The sequence below is a fragment of the Tissierella praeacuta DSM 18095 genome, assembly GCF_900128955.1.
GTDB classification, from domain to species: domain Bacteria; phylum Bacillota; class Clostridia; order Tissierellales; family Tissierellaceae; genus Tissierella; species Tissierella praeacuta.
Genome location: NZ_FQTY01000016.1, coordinates 1 through 15859 on the forward strand (window position 1 = coordinate 1; position 15859 = coordinate 15859).

At 34.0% G+C, this 15859-nt stretch carries 31 protein-coding genes; all 31 read left to right on the top strand.

Annotation, left to right across the window (positions count from 1 at the left end):
• Positions 1-23: 23 nt before the first annotated feature.
• The 31 genes from tuf (at position 24) to BUB33_RS12555 (ending at position 15858) form a co-directional block, all read left to right on the top strand.
• Positions 24-1217: an elongation factor Tu gene (tuf, locus tag BUB33_RS12405; protein ID WP_072976718.1), complete on the top strand. Its 1194-nt coding sequence runs from the start codon at positions 24-26 to the stop codon at positions 1215-1217.
• 334 nt (positions 1218-1551) lie between these two features.
• Entirely contained in the window at positions 1552-1869 is a 318-nt protein-coding gene (gene rpsJ / locus BUB33_RS12410) for a 30S ribosomal protein S10 (RefSeq protein ID WP_072976851.1), read from the top strand.
• A gap of 56 nt (positions 1870-1925) precedes the next feature.
• A complete protein-coding gene (gene rplC, locus BUB33_RS12415; protein ID WP_072976853.1) occupies positions 1926-2552 on the top strand; it encodes a 50S ribosomal protein L3 in 627 nt (208 codons plus the stop codon).
• 27 nt (positions 2553-2579) lie between these two features.
• Complete coding sequence (gene rplD / locus BUB33_RS12420; protein WP_072976856.1) at positions 2580-3203, top strand: 50S ribosomal protein L4; 624 nt, start codon at positions 2580-2582, stop codon at positions 3201-3203.
• Positions 3203-3496 (top strand): 50S ribosomal protein L23, encoded by a 294-nt coding sequence (gene rplW / locus BUB33_RS12425; RefSeq protein WP_072976858.1) that lies wholly within the window; start codon positions 3203-3205, stop codon positions 3494-3496. The genes rplD and rplW overlap by 1 nt, the downstream gene beginning before the upstream one ends.
• A gap of 25 nt (positions 3497-3521) precedes the next feature.
• On the top strand, positions 3522-4352 hold the full coding sequence (gene rplB / locus BUB33_RS12430) for a 50S ribosomal protein L2 (RefSeq protein WP_072976860.1): 831 nt from the start codon (positions 3522-3524) through the stop codon (positions 4350-4352).
• A gap of 26 nt (positions 4353-4378) precedes the next feature.
• A complete protein-coding gene (rpsS, locus tag BUB33_RS12435; RefSeq protein WP_072976863.1) occupies positions 4379-4663 on the top strand; it encodes a 30S ribosomal protein S19 in 285 nt (94 codons plus the stop codon).
• Between the two features lie 20 nt (positions 4664-4683).
• Positions 4684-5019, top strand: a complete 336-nt coding sequence (gene rplV, locus BUB33_RS12440) for a 50S ribosomal protein L22 (protein ID WP_072976865.1) — start codon at positions 4684-4686, stop codon at positions 5017-5019.
• A gap of 17 nt (positions 5020-5036) precedes the next feature.
• Positions 5037-5705: a 30S ribosomal protein S3 gene (gene rpsC / locus BUB33_RS12445; RefSeq protein ID WP_072976867.1), complete on the top strand. Its 669-nt coding sequence runs from the start codon at positions 5037-5039 to the stop codon at positions 5703-5705.
• 30 nt (positions 5706-5735) lie between these two features.
• Positions 5736-6179: a 50S ribosomal protein L16 gene (gene rplP / locus BUB33_RS12450; RefSeq protein ID WP_072976869.1), complete on the top strand. Its 444-nt coding sequence runs from the start codon at positions 5736-5738 to the stop codon at positions 6177-6179.
• On the top strand, positions 6169-6375 hold the full coding sequence (gene rpmC / locus BUB33_RS12455) for a 50S ribosomal protein L29 (RefSeq protein ID WP_072976872.1): 207 nt from the start codon (positions 6169-6171) through the stop codon (positions 6373-6375). The genes rplP and rpmC overlap by 11 nt, the downstream gene beginning before the upstream one ends.
• Before the next feature lie 6 nt (positions 6376-6381).
• Positions 6382-6636, top strand: coding sequence for a 30S ribosomal protein S17 (gene rpsQ / locus BUB33_RS12460; RefSeq protein WP_072976875.1), 255 nt, complete (start codon positions 6382-6384; stop codon positions 6634-6636).
• Positions 6637-6665: 29 nt separating this feature from the next.
• Positions 6666-7034, top strand: a complete 369-nt coding sequence (gene rplN / locus BUB33_RS12465) for a 50S ribosomal protein L14 (protein WP_072976877.1) — start codon at positions 6666-6668, stop codon at positions 7032-7034.
• A 15-nt stretch (positions 7035-7049) separates the two neighbouring features.
• On the top strand, positions 7050-7364 hold the full coding sequence (rplX, locus tag BUB33_RS12470; RefSeq protein ID WP_072976879.1) for a 50S ribosomal protein L24: 315 nt from the start codon (positions 7050-7052) through the stop codon (positions 7362-7364).
• A gap of 26 nt (positions 7365-7390) precedes the next feature.
• The gene (gene rplE, locus BUB33_RS12475) at positions 7391-7933 is read left to right on the top strand and encodes a 50S ribosomal protein L5 (RefSeq protein WP_072976892.1); all 543 of its coding nucleotides are present in this window, start codon (positions 7391-7393) and stop codon (positions 7931-7933) included.
• Between the two features lie 18 nt (positions 7934-7951).
• Positions 7952-8137 carry a type Z 30S ribosomal protein S14 gene (locus BUB33_RS12480; RefSeq protein WP_072976894.1) on the top strand — a complete coding sequence of 62 codons (186 nt, stop codon included), beginning with the start codon at positions 7952-7954 and terminating at the stop codon, positions 8135-8137.
• Positions 8138-8168: 31 nt separating this feature from the next.
• Entirely contained in the window at positions 8169-8564 is a 396-nt protein-coding gene (rpsH, locus tag BUB33_RS12485) for a 30S ribosomal protein S8 (RefSeq protein ID WP_072976896.1), read from the top strand.
• 33 nt (positions 8565-8597) lie between these two features.
• Positions 8598-9137, top strand: coding sequence for a 50S ribosomal protein L6 (rplF, locus tag BUB33_RS12490; protein WP_072976898.1), 540 nt, complete (start codon positions 8598-8600; stop codon positions 9135-9137).
• Between the two features lie 16 nt (positions 9138-9153).
• Entirely contained in the window at positions 9154-9516 is a 363-nt protein-coding gene (rplR, locus tag BUB33_RS12495; RefSeq protein ID WP_072976901.1) for a 50S ribosomal protein L18, read from the top strand.
• Between the two features lie 17 nt (positions 9517-9533).
• Positions 9534-10040: a 30S ribosomal protein S5 gene (rpsE, locus tag BUB33_RS12500; RefSeq protein ID WP_072976903.1), complete on the top strand. Its 507-nt coding sequence runs from the start codon at positions 9534-9536 to the stop codon at positions 10038-10040.
• 13 nt (positions 10041-10053) lie between these two features.
• Positions 10054-10230: a 50S ribosomal protein L30 gene (gene rpmD, locus BUB33_RS12505; RefSeq protein ID WP_072976906.1), complete on the top strand. Its 177-nt coding sequence runs from the start codon at positions 10054-10056 to the stop codon at positions 10228-10230.
• 18 nt (positions 10231-10248) lie between these two features.
• Positions 10249-10698: a 50S ribosomal protein L15 gene (gene rplO, locus BUB33_RS12510; protein WP_072976908.1), complete on the top strand. Its 450-nt coding sequence runs from the start codon at positions 10249-10251 to the stop codon at positions 10696-10698.
• On the top strand, positions 10699-11973 hold the full coding sequence (secY, locus tag BUB33_RS12515; protein ID WP_072976910.1) for a preprotein translocase subunit SecY: 1275 nt from the start codon (positions 10699-10701) through the stop codon (positions 11971-11973).
• 19 nt (positions 11974-11992) lie between these two features.
• Positions 11993-12640, top strand: coding sequence for an adenylate kinase (locus tag BUB33_RS12520; RefSeq protein WP_072976912.1), 648 nt, complete (start codon positions 11993-11995; stop codon positions 12638-12640).
• Positions 12641-12710: 70 nt separating this feature from the next.
• Positions 12711-12992 (top strand): KOW domain-containing RNA-binding protein, encoded by a 282-nt coding sequence (locus tag BUB33_RS12525; RefSeq protein ID WP_072976914.1) that lies wholly within the window; start codon positions 12711-12713, stop codon positions 12990-12992.
• Between the two features lie 30 nt (positions 12993-13022).
• Positions 13023-13241, top strand: a complete 219-nt coding sequence (gene infA / locus BUB33_RS12530) for a translation initiation factor IF-1 (protein ID WP_072976916.1) — start codon at positions 13023-13025, stop codon at positions 13239-13241.
• A 16-nt stretch (positions 13242-13257) separates the two neighbouring features.
• Positions 13258-13371, top strand: coding sequence for a 50S ribosomal protein L36 (gene rpmJ, locus BUB33_RS12535; RefSeq protein ID WP_072976919.1), 114 nt, complete (start codon positions 13258-13260; stop codon positions 13369-13371).
• A gap of 52 nt (positions 13372-13423) precedes the next feature.
• Positions 13424-13786, top strand: coding sequence for a 30S ribosomal protein S13 (rpsM, locus tag BUB33_RS12540; RefSeq protein ID WP_072976922.1), 363 nt, complete (start codon positions 13424-13426; stop codon positions 13784-13786).
• A gap of 18 nt (positions 13787-13804) precedes the next feature.
• Complete coding sequence (gene rpsK, locus BUB33_RS12545; RefSeq protein WP_072976924.1) at positions 13805-14203, top strand: 30S ribosomal protein S11; 399 nt, start codon at positions 13805-13807, stop codon at positions 14201-14203.
• Positions 14204-14218: 15 nt separating this feature from the next.
• Entirely contained in the window at positions 14219-14842 is a 624-nt protein-coding gene (gene rpsD, locus BUB33_RS12550; RefSeq protein ID WP_072976926.1) for a 30S ribosomal protein S4, read from the top strand.
• Positions 14843-14910: 68 nt separating this feature from the next.
• Complete coding sequence (locus BUB33_RS12555) at positions 14911-15858, top strand: DNA-directed RNA polymerase subunit alpha (RefSeq protein WP_072977047.1); 948 nt, start codon at positions 14911-14913, stop codon at positions 15856-15858.
• The last annotated feature ends 1 nt before the right edge of the window (position 15859 follow it).

Below are 15859 nucleotides of genomic sequence, written 5' to 3' on the forward strand. Positions count from 1 at the left end.
TATAATTAAGGAGGAAAATTGAAATGGCAAAAGCAAAATTTGAAAGAACTAAACCCCACGTAAACATAGGGACCATAGGACACGTAGACCATGGAAAAACAACATTAACAGCAGCAATTACAATGGTATTAAACAAAAGATTTGGCTCAGGAACAGTAATGAGCTATGACAACATAGATAAAGCACCAGAGGAGAGAGAAAGAGGAATAACAATCTCAACATCACACGTAGAATATGAAACAGCAAACCGTCACTATGCACACGTAGACTGCCCAGGTCACGCTGACTATGTAAAGAACATGATAACAGGAGCAGCACAAATGGACGGAGCAATCTTAGTAGTATCAGCAGCAGACGGTCCAATGCCACAAACAAGAGAACATATCTTATTATCAAGACAAGTAGGAGTACCAAAGATAGTAGTATTCTTAAACAAACAAGATATGGTAGATGACGAAGAACTAATTGAATTAGTAGAAATGGAAGTAAGAGAATTACTATCCGAATATGAATTTGATGGAGATAATACACCAATAACAGTAGGTTCAGCATTAAGAGCAATAGAAGAACCAGATGGACCATGGGGAGATAAAATAGTAGCTCTAATGGAAACAGTAGATGAATACATTCCACAACCAGAAAGAGATACAGACAAACCATTCCTAATGCCAGTAGAAGACGTATTCTCAATTACAGGAAGAGGAACAGTAGCAACAGGAAGAGTAGAAAGAGGAGTAGTAAAAACAGGAGACAACGTAGAAATCGTTGGTCTATCAGAAGAAGCAAGAACAGTAGTAGTAACAGGAGTAGAAATGTTTAGAAAACTACTAGACGAAGCACAAGCAGGAGATAATATAGGAGCACTTCTAAGAGGAGTACAAAGGAACGAAATTGAAAGAGGTCAAGTATTAGCAAAACCAAAATCAATAAAACCTCATACAAAATTCGAATCAGAAGTATATGTACTATCAAAAGAAGAGGGTGGAAGACATACACCATTCTTTAATGGATATAGACCACAATTCTACTTTAGAACAACAGACGTAACAGGAGATATAAAACTAGAAGAAGGCGTAGAAATGGTAATGCCAGGAGATAACGCAAGATTTAGTATAGAATTAATCACACCAATAGCAATGGAAGAAGGACTAAGATTTGCTATACGTGAAGGTGGAAGAACAGTAGGAGCAGGAGTTGTAACTAAAGTTCTTGAATAATTTTTAAGTTTAGATATAAAGCGGGGACCCGAAAATTAGTGGGCCCCTGCTAATGTCTAAAGATGTATAAAAAAACTTGAGTTTATTTAAAAAAAAGCTTGAGTTTTCACTTGGTTTATTATAAAATGTAGTAGTGTTCAATTTTAGACATTGCGATGATGCAAAAGGTGGCTGTTAAAAACAGGGAATTTTTGCTGAGAATGTCCGGTTATAAATCGGGCGACTGGGATTGCCGTTGTTTTTATTTAAAAAAATAACAACACACCTGGAGGTGTGTATCGGCAACGCCAAGTCGCATGTAACAAAACAGCATGCGATAGAAGGAGGGAATTAAATGTCAAACAATGGTAAACAAAAAATAAGAATTAGGTTAAAGGCTTATGATCATGAGCTTCTAGATGCATCAGCTCAAAGAATAGTTGAAACTGCTAAGAGAACAGGTGCAACTGTTTCAGGTCCGGTACCATTACCAACTGAAAAAGAAATAATAACAATATTAAGAGCTGTTCATAAGTACAAAGATTCTAGAGAGCAATTCGAGCAAAGAACTCATAAGAGATTAATCGATATCTTAAACCCAAATCAAAAGACTGTAGATTCACTTATGAAATTGAATTTACCTGCGGGAGTAGATATTGAAATTAGATCATAAGGATATTTATATGATTACTTAAAGTAATCCGCTGTAAGATAATAGGAGGTGTAGTAATGAAAAACATAATGGGAAGAAAAATTGGAATGACTCAAATTTTCAAAGAAGATGGATCTGTAGTTCCAGTAACAGTTGTTGAAGCTGGTCCTTTAGTTGTTGTTCAAAAGAAAACTGTTGAGATAGATGGATATAATGCAATCCAAGTGGGATTTCAAGATATAAAAGAACAAAGAATAAACAAGCCTATGAAAGGTCATTTTAATAAAGGAAATGTAGCATATAAGAAATACTTAAAAGAATTTAAAGTAGAAAACCCAGACGAATATGAAATAGGACAGGAAATAAAAGCAGACGTATTTGCAGAAGGGGATTTAGTTGATGTTATTGGTGTTTCTAAAGGTAAAGGAACCCAAGGTGTTATAAAGAGACATGGCTTTGGTAGAGGAAGAGAATCTCATGGTTCTAAATTCCATAGAGCACCAGGTGGTATGTCAGCAGGTACTTACCCAGGAAGAGTATTTAAAGGTCATAGAATGATGGGTAGAATGGGAAATGAAAGAGTAACTGTACAAAATCTTGAAGTAGTTAGAGTAGATGTTGATAAAAATCTAATCCTTATAAAAGGTGCAATTCCAGGACCTAAGAAGGGAATAGTAACTATAAAAGAAACGGTTAAAAAGTAATAATTAAGGCGGAAAGGAGGATGCAAAATGCCTAAGGTAAATGTTTATAACATGTTAGGAGAACAAGTAGGAGAAATTGAGTTAGATGAAAATATATTTGGTGTTGAAGTAAACCAACATGTAGTTTATGAAGTTGTAAAAAACCAACTTGCTAATAAAAGACAAGGAACACAATCTGCTAAAACTAGAGCAGAAGTAAGAGGCGGTGGTAGAAAGCCTTGGAGACAAAAAGGTACAGGTAGAGCTCGTCAAGGAAGTATCAGAGCACCACATTTCACAGGTGGTGGAGTTACATTTGCACCAAAACCAAGAGACTACAGTTATAGTGTACCTAAGAAAGTTAGAAGACTTGCAATGAAATCTGCATTAACTTCAAAGGTTTTAAATAATGAAATAATAGTAATAGATGAAATAAACTTTGATGCTCCAAAGACTAAGGATATGGCTAATTTCTTAACTAAAATAAATGCAGATAAAAAGGCTTTAATAGTTATGGGAGATAAGAATGAAAATGTTATAAGATCAGCAAATAACATTCCGAATGTACAAACTGCTCTTGTTAATACATTAAATGTTTATGATATATTAAAATATAATTCATTTATTATAACTAAAGATGCAGTAAGAAAAGTGGAGGAGGTGTATGCATAATGCGTAATCCACACGATATTATCATCAGACCAATAATAACTGAGAGAAGTATGGATGATATGGCATATGGTAAATATACTTTTGTTGTTGATAAAAGAACAAACAAGGCGGAAGTAAAAAAAGCTATAGAAACTATATTTGATGTAAAAGTTGAGAAGGTTAGTGTAATGAATATGCTTGGTAAAGTTAAAAGACAAGGAATTCATTCAGGTAAAAGACCAGATTGGAAAAAAGCTATAGTAAAATTAACGGAAGATTCTAAGAGAATAGAATTCTTCGAAGGAATGGAATAGAAATTTCATAGAAGGAGGGAAAACGATGAGCGTTAGAAAATTTAAAGCAACTTCCCCTGCACTTAGACAGATGACAGTTTCTACATTTGAAGAGATAACAAAAAAAGAGCCAGAAAAATCACTACTTATTAACTTAAATAGAAGTGGTGGAAGAAACTCACAAGGTAGAATCACTATTCGCCATAGGGGTGGTGGAGCTAAGAGAAAATATAGAATAATAGATTTTAAAAGAGATAAAGATGGTATACCGGGTCGTGTTGCTGCTATTGAATATGATCCAAATAGAACAGCTAATATAGCGCTTATTAATTATGTTGATGGTGAAAAAAGATATATTTTAGCACCACATAATTTAAAAGTTGGAGATTTAATAGAATCTGGCGAAAATGCAGATATTAAAATAGGTAATGCATTGGAGTTAAAAGATATTCCAGTAGGTACAAATGTCCATAACGTAGAATTACAACCAGGAAAAGGTGGTCAACTTGTTAGATCAGCAGGTGCATCAGCTCAACTAATGGCAAAAGAAGGAGAGTTTGCACAACTTAGATTACCTTCAGGAGAATTTAGATTAGTTAGACTTAACTGCCGTGCAACAATTGGTCAAGTAGGAAATATATCTCACGAGCTTATTACAATAGGTAAGGCTGGTAGAACTAGACATATGGGTATCAGACCAACAGTTAGAGGTAGTGCAATGAACCCTGTAGACCATCCACATGGTGGTGGAGAAGGTAGAGCTCCAATAGGTATGCCTGCACCATTGACTCCATGGGGTAAACCTGCAATGGGATTAAAAACTAGGAAGAAAAATAAAAAATCAGACAAATATATCGTGAGAAGAAGAACTAAGTAGTTAAATATCTGAAAGGAGGAGTAATCATGGGTAGATCTCTTAAAAAAGGACCCTTTTGTGATGACCATCTTCTTAAAAAAGTAGAAGAGTTAAATAAAAATAATGATAAAAAAGTTATTAAAACATGGTCACGCCGTTCAACTATATTTCCAGAAATGGTTGGTCATACAATAGCAGTACATGATGGAAGAAAACACGTGCCTATATATATTACAGAAGATATGGTAGGTCACAAACTAGGTGAGTTTGTTCCAACGAGAACATTTAGATCTCATGTTGATAAAAACGAAAGGTCATCTGGTGTAAGATAAAGAAGAAGGAGGGAAATATAGTGGAAGCTAGAGCTATAGCCAAATATGTACGAATTTCACCACTAAAGGTAAATTTCATATGTAAAGAAATTAGAGGCAAACAAGTGGATGAAGCTTTATCAATTTTAAGATTTACACCTAAACAAGGTGCGAGAGTTCTTGAAAAAGTTTTAACATCTGCAATTGCTAATGCTGAAAATAACTTCAATATGGATAGAGATAATCTTTTTGTAGCTGATGCCTATGCAAATGATGGCCCACATATGAAAAGATTTAGACCTAAAGCAAGAGGTATGGCTTATCCAATATTAAAGAGAAGTAGTCATATAGGAGTAGTTGTAAAAGAAAGAGATTAGAAAAGGAGGGATAGTTAATGGGTCAAAAGGTTAACCCACATGGTTTAAGGGTCGGAATAATTAAAGATTGGGATTCAAAATGGTATGCTGATAAAAAGACTTTTAATGAATATTTAGTGGAAGACAATAAAATACGTGAATTTGTTAAGAAAAAACTATTCATCTCTGGTGTTTCTAAAATTGAAATTGAAAGAGCTGCGAATAGAATTAAACTTACAGTATATACAGCTAAGCCAGGGATGGTTATAGGAAAAGGTGGTTCTGGAGTAGAAGAACTAAGATTAGATATTGAAAAAATGACTAAAAAGTCTGTAGTTGTAAATGTTGAAGAAATTAAAATCCCAGAGCTAGATGCTCAATTAGTTGCTGAAAACATTGCTTCACAACTTGAAAGAAGAGTTTCATTTAGAAGAGCAATGAAACAAGCAATCCAAAGAACTATGAGATCTGGAGGAAAAGGAATTAAAACTTCAGTATCAGGAAGACTTGGTGGAGCAGATATGGCCAGAACTGAAGGGTATAGTGAAGGAACAATACCTCTACAAACATTAAGAGCTGACATAGATTATGGTTTTGCTGAAGCAGATACTACTTATGGTAAGCTTGGAGTAAAAGTATGGTTATATAAAGGTGAAGTTCTTCCTACTAAAAAGGTAGAAAAAGTAGAGAAAACTGTAGAAGAATAGAAAAAATTCCGTAGGAAGGAGGAAAATAAGATGTTAATGCCTAAAAGAGTAAAATATCGTAGAGTTCATAGAGGAAGAATGAAGGGAAAGGCTACTCGTGGAAATACGATTACTTATGGAGAATTTGGTTTGCAAGCATTAGAGCCAACTTGGATTACTTCTAATCAAATAGAGGCTGCAAGACGTGCTATGACAAGATATGTTAAGAGAGGCGGTAATGTTTGGATTAAAGTATTTCCAGATAAGCCAGTAACAGAAAAACCTGCTGAAACACGTATGGGTTCTGGAAAAGGTTCACCTGAGTATTGGGTAGCAGTAGTTAAACCAGGTAGAATCTTATTTGAAATGGGCGGAGTATCAGAAGAAGATGCTAGAGAAGCAATGAGACTAGCTGCACATAAATTGTCAATAAAGACAAAGTTTGTTACTCGCGAGGAAACGCAAGAAAAGGGTGGTGAAGCTAATGAAGATTAAGGAAGTACGCCAATTATCAGAAGTAGAATTAAATAATAAGCTAACAGAGTTAAAAGCTGAATTATTCAACTTAAGATTTCAATTGGCTACTGGTCAATTAGATAATCCATTAAGAATAAAAGCAGTTAGAAAAGATATAGCTCGTGTTAAAACAATAGTGAGAGAACGAGAATTAGGTATAGGAAAGGAGGTTTAATCTTAGATGGAAAGAGGAAATCGTAAGGTTAGAATAGGCAATGTTGTAAGCGACAAAATGGATAAAACTGTAGTTGTTGCTGTTGAAACTTTCGTAACACATCCTTTATATAAGAAGCAAATAAGAAAAACCACTAAGTTTAAAGCTCATGATGAAAATAATGAGTGTGGAGTTGGCGATATCGTTAAAATAATGGAAACCAGACCACTTAGTAAGGATAAAAGATGGAGAGTAGTAAATATAGTAGAGAAGGCTAAATAGTCCTTTTAACTTGGAAGGGAGGTATTCGGATGATTCAAACGGAAAGCCGTATGAGAATAGCTGATAATTCAGGTGCTAAAGAAGTATTAGTTATTAGAGTATTAGGTGGAACAAATAAAAAATATGCTAGAGTTGGAGATATAGTAATTTGTACTGTTAAAACAGCAACACCAGGTGGAGTTGTTAAAAAAGGTGAGGTAGTAAAAGCTGTTGTTGTAAGAACTAAGCATGGAGTTAGAAGAAATGATGGCTCTTATATTAAATTCGATGATAATGCAGCTGTTATTATAAAAGATGATAAGAACCCAGTAGGTACTCGTATATTCGGACCTGTTACTAGGGAGCTTAGAAGAGGAAACTTTATGAAAATAATATCCTTGGCACCGGAAGTACTATAGGAGGAGGTGTAAAGCATGCATGTAAAGAGTGGAGACACAGTAGTTGTTATTGCTGGAAAAGATAAAGGAAAAAAAGGGAAAGTGCTAAGAGTATTTCCTAATGAAAATAGAGTAATAGTTGAAGGCGTAAACATGCTTACAAAACATAAAAAAGCACAAGGTCCAACAATCCCAGGCGGAATAGTTAAAATGGAAGGTGCGATAAATGCATCAAATGTGATGTATTTTTGTGAAAAAGATAAAACTGGAGTAAGAGTTGGTCATAACTTACTAGCTGATGGAAGCAAGGTAAGAGTGTGTAAAAAATGTGGAGAAGTTCTAGATAAATAGTCTAATGTGGAAAGGAGGTAATAGGAATGGCTTCCAGATTAAAAGAAAAATATACAAATGAAGTAGTAAATGCATTAATGGAAAAATTTCAATATGGAAACATAATGGAAGTACCAAGACTTGAAAAAGTAGTAATCAATATGGGTATTGGAGAGGCTAGAGATAATCCAAAACTACTTGAATCAGCAGTAAAAGAATTAGAAATGATTGCAGGACAAAAACCTGTTATAACTAAGGCTAAAAAATCAATAGCGAATTTTAAGCTACGTGAAGGCATGAATATAGGTACTAAGGTTACTCTTAGAGGAGATAAAATGTACCACTTTTTAGATAAATTAATGAATATTGCATTACCAAGAGTTAGGGACTTTAGAGGAGTAAGTGATACTTCTTTTGATGGTAGAGGAAACTATGCATTAGGAATTAAAGAACAGTTAATATTCCCTGAAATTGAATATGATAAGGTTGAATCTATTAGAGGATTAGATATCATAATCGTAACTACAGCAAAAACTGACGAAGAGGCAAAGGCGTTTTTAGGACTAATGGGTATGCCCTTTAAAAAGTAGAGAAGGAGGGAATTTTTTTTGGCAAAGAAATCTATGGTTGTTAAACAACAAAGAAAACAAAAGTTCAGTAGTAGAGAATATAATAGATGTAAAATATGCGGAAGGCCTCATGCTTATTTAAGAAAATATGGAGTATGCCGTATTTGTTTTAGAGAATTAGCATACAAAGGTCAAATACCTGGAGTTAGAAAAGCAAGCTGGTAGCAACAAGCTTATGAAAGGAGGTAACTAAATTATGATGACAGACCCAATTGCAGATATGTTAACGAGAATAAGAAATGGAAACAATGCGAAGCATGATTCTGTTGATATTCCTGCTTCAAACATAAAAAAACAATTAGCTCAAATCCTACTAGATGAAGGGTTTATAAAGGGCTTCGATGTAATAGATGATGGGAAACAAGGGATTATAAGAGTAGATTTAAAATATGGTAAACATAATGAAAAGGTTATATCTGGAATTAAAAGAATTTCTAAACCAGGCCTTAGAGTATATGTAAAATCTGATGAAGTTCCAAGAGTATTAGGTGGTCTTGGAATAGCAATACTTTCCACTTCTAGTGGTATTATGACTGATAAAGTTGCTAGAAAAGAAGGAGTAGGCGGAGAAGTTATTTGTTATGTTTGGTAATAAATAGCTAAATTACGTGAAGGAGGTGCACTCATGTCAAGAATAGGATTAAAGCCAATTACTATCCCAAGTGGCGTGGAGATTAAAATAAATGATAATAATTTAGTTGAGGTAAAAGGTCCTAAAGGACAATTATCTGAGAATATAAATCCTGATATGGAAATAAAGATAGAAGATGGTGTGCTAACAGTTGGTAGACCAACTGAAAATAAAAAGCATAAATCTTTACATGGTTTATCAAGAACTTTGATTTCAAACATGATAATAGGAGTTACAGAAGGATATTCAAAAACTCTAGAAATAGAAGGTACTGGATATAGAGCTGCAAAACAAGGAAAAAAACTAGTGTTAACTTTAGGATATTCACATCCAGTAGAGTTAGAAGATCCTGCAGGAATCGAAATAGAAGTACCAGCAGCAAACAAAATTATTGTTAAGGGTATAGATAAACAACTTGTAGGAAACTACGCAGCAAATATAAGAGCATTTAGAAAACCAGAACCTTATAAGGGTAAAGGTATCAAATATGCTGGTGAAATAATAAGACGTAAGGTTGGTAAGACTGGTAAGTAGAAGGGAGTGAAAAACATTGTTTAAAAAAATAAATAAAAATGAAAATAGAAAAGCAAGACATTCAAGAGTAAGAAAGAAAATCAATGGAACTCCTGATAGACCAAGACTTAATATCTATAGGAGTGGAAATCATATATATGCTCAAATAATTGATGATTCAGTAGGTCATACATTAGTTTCAGCTTCCACACTAGATAAATCTCTTAACCTTACTTCTACTAGCAATAAAGAAGCTGCAAAACATGTTGGAGAAACTGTTGCCAAAAAGGCATTAGAAAAAGGGATAAAAGAAGTAGTGTTTGATAGAGGCGGATATATTTATCATGGAAGAATAAAGGAACTTGCTGAAGCTGCGAGAGAAGCTGGACTTAAGTTCTAATAGAAGGAGGGGAATTAATGGAACGTTCATATAAAGACGGAAGTGAATTAGAATTAAAAGAAAGAGTTGTTAGCATCAACCGTGTTACTAAAGTTGTAAAAGGTGGTAGAAACTTTAGATTTAGTGCTTTAGTTGTAGTAGGAGATGGAAACGGAAATGTTGGAGTAGGAATGGCTAAGGCATTAGAAGTACCTGAAGCTATTAGAAAAGCTATTCAAGATGCTAAAAAACATATAATATCAGTTCCTCTTGTTGGAACTACAATACCACATGAAGTTATTGGAGAATTTGGAGCAGGAAGAGTATTACTAAAACCATCTAAAGAAGGTACAGGAGTTATTGCTGGTGGAGCAGTTCGTGCTGTATGTGAATTAGCTGGTATAAGAGATATAAGAACAAAATGCTTAGGAACAAATAACCCAAGAAATGTTGTTAATGCTACAGTAGAAGCTCTAAGAGGACTAAAAAGAGCAGAAGATGTTGCAAAATTAAGAGGAAAAACTGTAGAAGAAATATTAGGCTAGGGGGGATTTTAGGATGGCTATGATCAAAATTAAGTTGGTTAAAAGCCCTATTGGAAAACCAGAAGCTCATAGGAAAACAGTAGAGGCTCTTGGATTCAAAAAGATTGGTCAAGTAGTGGAAAAGAATGATACCCCTCAAATTAGAGGTATGATACATCAAGTAAACTACATGGTTGAAGTACTAGATTAGATTTAAGGAGGTGTAACTATGAAACTAAATGATTTAAGACCAAATGTTGGCGGAGGAACTAAGGCTAAAAAAAGACTAGGAAGAGGTATTGGTTCTGGTCTTGGAAAGACATCTGGTAAAGGTCATAAAGGTCAAAACTCAAGATCAGGCGGTGGAGTTAGACCAGGGTTTGAAGGTGGCCAAATGCCATTATTTAGAAGAATGCCAAAACGTGGCTTTACTAATATATTTGCAAAAGAATATGCCATAGTAAATATTGAAGAATTAAATAGATTCCCAGAAAACACAGTTGTTACTCCAGAGCTTTTATTCAATGAAGGAATAGTAAAAAAGGGAAAAGCAAAAGATGGAGTTAAGATACTTGGAGATGGAGAAATTAACATCAAGCTTACTGTACAGGCACAAAAATTTAGTAAAACTGCCGCTGAAAAGATCGAGGCTGCAGGAGGAAAGGTAGAGGTGATATAAATGCTTTCGACCTTAAGGAATGCCTGGAGGATACCCGAGATTAGAAAGAAAATTATATTCACGTTATTAATGCTATTGGTTTTTAGATTAGGCTCAAGCATACCTGTTCCATATATGAATAAGGAAATTATAGCTGATATATTCGAAAAAACTAAGGGTGGAATATTGCAATTCCTTGATTTAATGGGCGGTGGAACCTTAAGTAGCTTTAGCATATTTGCTACTAATATATATCCATATATTACAGCATCAATAGTAATTCAACTTCTTACTATAGCTATTCCTAGATTGGAAGAATTAGCTAAAGAGGGAGAAGAAGGAAAGAAGAAAATAACAAAATATACTAGATATACAGCTATGGGATTAGCATTAATTCAAGCCATAGGATATACTTTTGGATTTTTTAGTTCAGCATTAGAGACTATTAATGCTTTGCAAACTACAATAGTTATAATTACTATGGTAGCAGGTACTGCATTTTTAATGTGGATAGGAGATATGATAACTGAAAAAGGAATCGGTAATGGTATATCACTTATAATATTTATAGGGATTATATCTAGATTACCTAAAGATTTAATAAATACATTTAACCTAATAAGTATAGGTGAATTAAGTGTAATAAAGGTAGTTATTTTTGCTATAGTATTTTTAGTTATCATTGCATTTGTAGTTGCGTTACAAGAGGGAGAAAGAAGAATTCCAGTACAATATGCTAAGAGAGTAGTTGGAAGAAAAATGTATGGCGGACAGTCCACACATATACCTGTAAAGGTGTCAATGGCAGGAGTAATGCCTGTAATTTTTGCATCATCTTTACTTGCCTTTCCACAAACAATTGCATTATTTACTAAAGGTTCTCCTTCAGCATGGATAACTAAATATCTAACACCACAAGGTAATGTAGGTGTTTGGATATATTCTATATTAAATATTCTATTGATTATGTTCTTTACCTATTTTTATACAGCTATTCAATTTAATACTGTAGAATATGCAAAGAATTTACAGCAAAATGGTGGTTTTATTCCAGGTATTAGACCAGGAAGACCAACATCTGAACATTTAAATAGAGTTGTAACTAGAATTACATTTGTTGGCGGATTGTCTTTAGCAGTTTTAGCATCTTTACCAATTATTTTATCTAAGATATTTCATATGCATGTTAGTTTTGGAGGAACAAGTATAATAATAGTTGTAGGTGTTGCATTGGAAACTGTTAAACAAATGGAAGCACAAATGTTAATGAGACATTATAAAGGATTTTTAAATTAAGCTATAGGAGATGAGTATTTTGAGACTAATCTTATTAGGGCCACCTGGTGTAGGTAAAGGAACTCAAGCATCAGCTATAGTAAAAAAATACAATGTACCACATATTTCAACTGGAGATATATTCAGAGCCAATATCAAAGATGGAACTGAATTAGGAAAAAAGGCCAAAGAATATATGGATAAAGGTCTTTTAGTACCAGATGAGCTTGTGGTTTCAATTGTGAAGGATAGATTGACTAAAGAAGATTGCGTCCATGGTTTTCTTTTAGATGGATTTCCAAGAACTATAAATCAAGCAGAGGCTTTAGACAAGGAACTTACAAAAATGGGTATAAAACTTGATAAAGTTGTTAATATTGATGCAGACAAGGAAATTTTAATTGAAAGAGCTGTTGGTAGAAGAATTTGTAAAACATGTGGTTCATCTTATCATGTTAAATTTAATCCACCTAAGGTAGAAAATTTATGTGACATAGATAATGGAGAATTATTTCAAAGAGATGATGATACTCATGAAACAGTGGCTACTAGGATAGAAGTATATCTTAATCAAACACAGCCATTAATTGATTATTATCAAGAAAAAGGGATAATACTTAATATAGATGGAACTAAACCAATAGACGAAGTCTTTGAAACTATAGTGAAAGCTTTAGGAGATAATTAATGAGGAAGGTAATACCTTTCGTGAAAGAACCAGCGTTTTTAATAAGCTATTATAAAGAGGTGAATTTATAATGGATTTAAGTGACGACATAGCCATCGGGCAGGTGGTTAAGTCGAGAGCTGGAAGGGATAAAGGAAAAGTTTTCTTAGTACTGGACATCATAGACAGTCAAAATGTGTTGATTGTAGATGGCAGTTTAAGAAAACTTGACAATCCAAAACAGAAAAAGTTAAAGCATTTGATTGTTTATAATACTGTTTTATCTGAATTACAGTATAAGTTAGATAATAAAATTAAAATTAATAATGCGTATATAAGAAAATTATTAGAACCTTTCAATAAGAGTTTCTAAATTTGTTTGAACAGGAGGTTCGAAAACCTAATGTCTAAATCTGATGTTATTGAAGTTGAAGGTACGGTAGTAGATGCTTTACCTAATGCTATTTTTAAAGTAAAGCTAGAAAATGGTCATGAAATATTAGCCCATATTTCTGGAAAATTGAGAATGAATTATATAAGGATACTTCCTGGAGATAAGGTAACAGTTGAACTGTCACCCTATGATTTGACTAGAGGCAGAATAACCTGGCGAAACAAGTAGCATAGGAGGGATTTAAATGAAAGTAAGACCATCAGTTAAGAAAATATGTGAAAAATGTAAAATAATCAAAAGACACGGAAAGGTCATGGTTATTTGTGAAAATCCAAGACATAAGCAAAAACAAGGTTAATAGAGAGGTCACTATTTTGCGAATGTATTTATTTTAGGAGGTGTAAACATTAATGGCAAGAATAGCAGGTGTTGACTTACCAAGAGACAAGAGAGTTGAAGTTGGTTTAACATATATATTTGGTATTGGTAGACCAAGAGCAAATGAGATATTGGCGAAGGCTGGTGTAAATCCAGATACTAGGGTAAAAGATTTAACAGAGTCTGAAGTAGCAAGCCTTAGAGCTGTTATAGATGGTTATCATGTAGAAGGTGACTTGAGAAGAGAAGTTGCACTAAATATAAAAAGACTTAGAGAAATTAACTGTTATAGAGGCATGAGACATAAAAGAGGACTTCCAGTAAGAGGCCAAAGAACTAAGACTAATGCTAGAACAAGAAAAGGTCCAAAGAGATTGGTATCTAAGAAGAAGTAGGTAAAGGAGGGAAATTAAGTGGCAGCTAAAAAAGGCAAAGTAACTCGTGTTAGAAGAAGAGAACGTAAGAATATAGAGAGAGGTCAAGCACATATCTCATCAACATTCAATAATACTATGGTTACCCTAACAGACTTACAAGGTAATGTATTATCATGGGCTAGTGCTGGACAATTAGGTTTTAGAGGTTCTAGGAAATCTACTCCTTATGCAGCACAGCAAGCAGCAGAGGAAGCAGCTAAAAAGGCTATGGAACACGGATTAAAGAGTGTAGAAGTATACGTTAAGGGGCCTGGTTCAGGAAGAGAAGCAGCAATTAGGTCATTACAAGCAACGGGATTAGAAGTAAATATGATCAAGGATGTTACTCCTATTCCTCATAATGGATGTAGACCACCAAAACGTAGAAGAGTTTAATAGGAGGTGTAGTAGATGGCAAGATATACAGGTCCAGTTTGTAGACTGTGTCGTAGAGAAGGTATGAAACTATTTCTTAAGGGAGATAGATGTTATACAGACCAATGTGCAATAAACAAGAGAAATTATGCACCAGGACAACACGGACAATCAAGAAAGAAAGTAACAGAATATGGAATGCAGCTTAGAGAAAAACAAAAGGTTCGTAGATTCTACGGAATTTCTGAGTCTCAAATGGTTAAATATTTCATTATGGCAGATAAAATGAGAGGAATAACAGGTGAAAATCTACTTAAAATACTTGAACTAAGATTAGATAATGTTGTATATAGAATGGGTTTTGCATCATCAAGAGCAGAAGCAAGACAATTAGTTACACATGGTCATTTCTTAGTTAATGGTTCTAAGGTAGATATACCATCTGTAATTCTTTCTGTTGGAGATGTTGTTGAGATAAAGGAAAGAACTAGAGGCAGCGAAAAAATTAAAAGTTTAGTAGAAAATCATAATGGCAACACTGTTAAATGGATAAATGTGGATATTGATCAATTAAAGGGTAGCATAGTAGCTGAACCAACTAGAGAGGATATAGATATACCAGTAGAAGAACACTTAATCGTTGAGTTATATTCTAAATAATAGTATTCATAACAAAATCAGTTGCCCTCGTACTTTAACAAACCAAATTTTAAGGAGGGTTAATGTTAATGATAGAAATTGAAAAACCAAGAATTGAAATTCTAGAGTTGAGTGATGATGAGAGTTATGGAAAGTTTATGGTAGAGCCACTAGAGAGAGGCTATGGTACAACCTTAGGAAATTCATTGAGAAGAGTGTTATTATCTTCATTACCAGGTGCAGCGGTATCTTCAATAAAAATTCAAGGAGTGCTACATGAATTTTCAACTATACCAGGTGTACTGGAAGATGTGCCAGAAATAATATTAAATATAAAGGGTCTTGCAGCTAAAATATATACTGATGAACCTGTAACCTTGAGAATTGAGGCACAAGGTTCTCAGATTGTAACTGCAGGAGATATTATTACAGGTCCAGATGTGGAGATCATAAATAAGGATCATCATATTGCTACCGTAAATGAAGATGGTAATCTATACATGGAACTCGAATTAGTAAAGGGTAGAGGTTATGTAGTAGCCGAGAGAAATAAAAAAGAAGGTCAACCAGTAGGCGTTATACCCGTTGACTCTGCATTTACTCCAGTAAAAAAGGTAAACTTTGCAGTAGAAAATACAAGAGTAGGTCAGATTACTGACTATGATAGATTGATTCTAGAAGTATGGACAAATGGAACTATGAATCCTGATGAAGCCACTTCTTTAGGAGCAAAAATACTTACAGAACACTTAAATCTTTTTATTGGGCTAACTGAACATGTTAGTGAAGTTGAAATAATGGTGGAAAAAGAAGAGGACAAGAAAGAGAAAGTTCTTGAAATGACTGTAGAAGAGTTGGATCTTTCAGTACGTAGTTATAATTGTTTAAAGAGAGCAGCTATAAATACAGTGGAAGAATTAACACAAAAAACAGAGGAAGACATGATGAAAGTAAGAAATCTTGGTAAGAAATCCCTTGAGGAAGTACAAAGAAAACTTGCTGAATTAGGATTGAGTCTAAAGAAATCTGATGAGTAAC